Annotated in this window: 6 protein-coding genes; 2 read left to right on the top strand and 4 right to left on the bottom strand. The window is 52.4% G+C overall.

What is annotated here, in order from left to right; all coding sequences use genetic code 11:
* Positions 1 to 611: HAAS signaling domain-containing protein (locus ACOJWD_RS04865; protein ID WP_486992098.1), on the top strand; the 611-nt coding region annotated here is incomplete at its 5' end.
* Between the two features lie 83 nt (positions 612 to 694).
* Here the strand turns inward: ACOJWD_RS04865 and ACOJWD_RS04860 are convergent.
* The 3 genes from ACOJWD_RS04860 to ACOJWD_RS04850 form a co-directional block, all read right to left on the bottom strand.
* Positions 695 to 994: a hypothetical protein gene (locus ACOJWD_RS04860; RefSeq protein WP_486992097.1), complete on the bottom strand. Its 300-nt coding sequence runs from the start codon at positions 992 to 994 to the stop codon at positions 695 to 697.
* Between the two features lie 250 nt (positions 995 to 1,244).
* On the bottom strand, positions 1,245 to 2,513 hold the full coding sequence (locus tag ACOJWD_RS04855; protein ID WP_486992096.1) for an IS256 family transposase: 1,269 nt from the start codon (positions 2,511 to 2,513) through the stop codon (positions 1,245 to 1,247).
* A 232-nt stretch (positions 2,514 to 2,745) separates the two neighbouring features.
* Positions 2,746 to 3,111, bottom strand: a complete 366-nt coding sequence (locus ACOJWD_RS04850) for a hypothetical protein (protein ID WP_486992095.1) — start codon at positions 3,109 to 3,111, stop codon at positions 2,746 to 2,748.
* A 194-nt stretch (positions 3,112 to 3,305) separates the two neighbouring features.
* Between ACOJWD_RS04850 and ACOJWD_RS04845 the strand changes: the two genes are divergently transcribed.
* Positions 3,306 to 3,680, top strand: coding sequence for a reverse transcriptase domain-containing protein (locus ACOJWD_RS04845; protein WP_486992094.1), 375 nt, complete (start codon positions 3,306 to 3,308; stop codon positions 3,678 to 3,680).
* An 86-nt stretch (positions 3,681 to 3,766) separates the two neighbouring features.
* On the opposite strand, the gene ACOJWD_RS04840 is transcribed toward ACOJWD_RS04845, so the two are convergent.
* Positions 3,767 to 4,182 (bottom strand): MFS transporter (locus tag ACOJWD_RS04840; RefSeq protein WP_486992093.1); only part of this gene is annotated, 416 nt, incomplete at its 5' end.

Below are 4,182 nucleotides of genomic sequence, written 5' to 3'. Positions count from 1 at the left end.
TTATCTCGAACACAGGAGGAAAACCCATGACCGCGAATGCGAATCCGAGTGATATTTTAGTCAATCGGTATCTGGACGAGCTATCATTGGCTCTTAGCGATCTTCCGTCCGAACGACGGAACGGGATCGTCAGCGATATCGCTGATCACATTGAAACCGTGCGCGGCAGACTCAACAATGAAACCGAGAGCGACATCCGCGAGTTGTTAAATCAACTCGGCAGTCCGGAACTTATCCGTTTAGAGTCGGGACTGCCCCCGATCGCAGAACCATCACGGAGTGACTATTGGGCTCCATGGATGATACTCTTTGGGGGGTTCATATTTCTGGTCGGGTGGATCTTTGGGGTCATATTGTTGTGGCGGTCGACGCTGTGGAGTCGGTCCGATAAAGTACTCGGAACTCTGGTGTGGCCGGGGGGATTGCTCATATGGCTTATCGTGGCGGAGACCACAATTTCCCAGGCCGCGTTCGGTGCAATGCCCTCCTTGATGCCTATCATCATTCGCCTCATCGGCATAGCCGGCGCTATTGGGATACAAATCTTTGTCGTCATGCGGTTATTACGCGTATATCATCATCACACGCAACACGTGAATGTACTTCCCTAAATCAAATCATAAGCATATCAGTCGGTTGAATTCGCCAACCGGCTGATATGCTTATACCAACAGGTTATCGCCGATGCGTGCCTCTAACTGTCACTAATCGACACATCATAGCTTGACGTGTTACCAACCCCATCGTAGTGTGTAGACATTACTTCAGTGCCAGACACTCCTATTCCTGCCACTTCATAATGATTAGTAAACGTCGCTTGAGCCCACGCTTGATCTGTATTATTATCCACGGTGTGTGCGTCGCCATCATATGAGGAGGTCGCAATTCCCCCTGAATCCGCCACACCCCAGGTATCATAAATATTAATGTTGATATTACTGCCAGAAGACGTACCAACCACGTCGGTATACAAATAGTCATTAACCCAATACACGGGTGTGCTGTCCGAAAATTCGTTGATATCTTCGTAGTGTTCATTACCTAAATTATCGGATGACAGTGTTCGCGTACCACCGTCAGGCTTTATCTGATGTCAGGTAAAAATATGGACATGGATTTCAAGACACTCAGACTATCTGCCGAGATTATGGTTTGCTTCATTAGCATCGTTGCAGTACTACCATCTGGGAATACATATTTCACTTCCTGACCGGAAGTGTCAAGGATTTTGTGTAAAGGGTTTTTCAAGACTCCAGATCTTGTAAGGGTCGGCGGACCCGGTCTTCGAAATAGATTTCGAGCGGCCCTAAGATTTCCCCCCAATTTTGGATCCGGGCGGTCCATTTCCGGGTAGCTTCGCGTGTGGCCAGGTACAGCATTTTGACGAGGGCGTCATCGGTCGGGAATTGGGATTTGCTCTTGGTGACCTTCCGCAATTGGCGGTGAAAGCCTTCGATGAGATTCGTGGTATACAAGATTTTGCGCAAGGCCGGCGGGTATTGGAAGAAGGTCATCAGTTCCGTCCAATTCTCACGCCACGACCGCACCACCATGGGGTATTTCTTCCCCCACGTCTCCTCAAAGGTATTCAGAGCTAGTTTCGCCCCGTCTTCGGTGTCGGCCTTATAGATGGGCTTCAAATCGGGCGTGACCGCGGCATAATCCTTGCGGGCCACGTACTTCAGCGCATTCCGGATCTGGTGCACAATGCACTTCTGGATGTCCGACCGCGGGAACACGCTGGCAATGGCCTCACTAAACCCGGTCAGGTTGTCCACGGCCACGACGAGGATGTCCTGCACGCCCCGGCCTTTCAACTCGGTCAGCACCGTCAGCCAAAACTTGGCCGACTCGTGCTCCCCGATCCACATCCCGAGCACGTCTTTGTAGCCCTCTAAGGTGATGCCCACGACCATATACGCGGCTTTCGTCACGACCCGCCCTTCCTGCCGCACCTTGAAATGGACCGCGTCCAAAAAGACCACGGGGTACACGGCCGCCAGCGGCCGTTGTTGCCATTCCTGGATCAAGGGCAACAGCTTATCCGTGACATTGGAAATGAGGGTGGGCGACACGTCCATGCCGTAGAGGTCCTGCAGTTGGGCCTGGATGTCGCGGGTGGTCATCCCGCGGGCATAAAGCGCCACGATTTGGTCTTCAATGCCTGGCATCGTGGTCTGATACTTCGGCACCACGGCCGGCTCGAAGGTACCCTGACGGTTCCGGGGGATGGCCAGCGCCACGTCCCCATACTGGGTGCTCAGGGTCTTCTTCGAGCGGCTATTGGGGGTCTGTTTGTGCTCAATCGCATACTTCTCGTAGCCCAGGTGGGTGTTCAGTTCGCCCTCGAGCATCGCTTGCAGCGTCTCCGCAAACACGGCTTTCAGGGCCTCCTGCACATCCTGGGCGGTCTTGAGGTGGTTCTCGGCAATGAACTGTTTCAATTGTGCCGGAGTGAGTAGGGACACGGTGTCGACCTCCTTGATGTGAAAGCAATCGTCCCTCAACCCCATTCCTCTGGGGGCAAAACCTGTCCACTCGGCGCCCGCGCCGACGTCAAGGCCGGCGAGGCCGCCCGTAGGGAATGCCTTGACGCCGGCGATTCGGGCGACGGTATCATCGAATGGCCCCAGAGCATGGGTTCGGTATATCTCCTGATTTTATCGCAGGACGGAACGTTTACACAAAAGACCTTAAACCCTCTCCTGACCCGGTTGCAACGATGCTTTAGGCAAGGTCCAATAGCTAGCTAGGATTGTTGACATCGGACAATCCAAGAAATGTTTCGGCTAAGTGAAGTCGTTGTCCTAAGAGGGAATTTAAGAATGCGGCTTGCGTACCATTCTCGTCGGCCTGAACAAGTCCATTGAACTCTTGTTGAATTTTAGTTGGTAGCCCTTCAATAAAGCTTTGCTCTTGAGTTGAAATCGGGCCTTGACCTGCGGACGCTGGAACGTGGACAACGATGATCTGGTTAATACCACCTAAAGAACTATTCATCGTCTGCGCTTGAGTGACTATAGACCGAGCCGCTGCCATTGAGGTGCCGCTCATCATCGCTAATGACGCGAGGCTCGTCAATACCTGCGTAATCCGTATCATGTGTGTCATGTTGTCCATCCTTTCTGTATGGAGGGAGACCCTTTCGCTCATGCATTCATATTGCGTCATCCCGGACTAATACCCCGGATCGCTGACTCCATTGGGAAATCCGCGCGGGCCACCCCCATGGAGACCTAGCGCCGTGTCGAGATGCCCCCCGTGTGCCATAGCACCGCGGACAAGATCATGATCGGGAGGCCCCATTGTACCCATCGCCTCCATCGTTTTACCATCATCGTCGCGTGAGTTGGGTCTTAGAAGCCGATTTGAAGAACTTCTTCGGAAGTCTAGACCACCAGTGGATGATGCGCTTTGTAGAGCATCGCGTGGGAGACACACGCATCCTGAGTCTCATTCGTCGGTGGTTGAAAGTCGGTGTTCTGGAAGCGGGACAGATACACGAGAGTACAGAAGGAACGCCTCAGGGAGGGTCGATAAGTGTGCTCTTAAGTAATCTCTACCTCCACTATGTCGTCGACCTGTGGTTCACCAAGGCGATCAAGCCAAAGCTCCGCGGGAAGGTGTATCTGGTGCGTTATTTGGAGGTGCGGTTCCGAGTCAGTCTGACATCCGGTTAGGGTTTACCTCAAAAGGACCTCCTTAACGCGCCGCAATTACCACAACATGGCATATGGCGGAAAATTAACGAATCGTTGCCATACCCCTACGAGAGTCCGTCGGCCAACTCTCTTCGGTAAGATTTCAAGCGCCCTTCAGGCGCTGGGCGGAGGGATTCGAATGATGGATAGACGGCAAGTAATGTCAATGCGGAGAAGCAAAAACTTTCCATATCGACACCCAAAGTCCACTCGAATCCTATTGCACCCAATACCTCTCCAGAAACGGACAGTCCGAGGAAACGAAACAATTGCGAGGTAAAACTTTGAATTGCATTGGCTTGTTGCAAATCCGCCTTGCCTACAACTGCCGGTATTAGTGCGCTGTAGGCGGGGTAAAAGATGGAGTCACACGCAGCCATAATCAAGGCAAAACAGGCAATTTCCACAAAGTTGAATCCAAGACGTCGAAACGACAGGATTACCAACATGAGCATCCGAACGGTGTCAGCAATGACCATGA

Source organism: Sulfobacillus sp. TH-112, assembly GCF_057473405.1.
This window is presented reverse-complemented; position numbering and strand designations above follow the sequence as displayed.

Bases quoted from the DNA above. Each gene is read 5' to 3' on its own strand.
- ACOJWD_RS04850 (WP_486992095.1), bottom strand. From the start codon at position 3,111: ATGACACACATGATACGGATTACGCAGGTATTGACGAGCCTCGCGTCA.
- ACOJWD_RS04855 (WP_486992096.1), bottom strand. From the start codon at position 2,513: ATGGGGTTGAGGGACGATTGCTTTCACATCAAGGAGGTCGACACCGTG.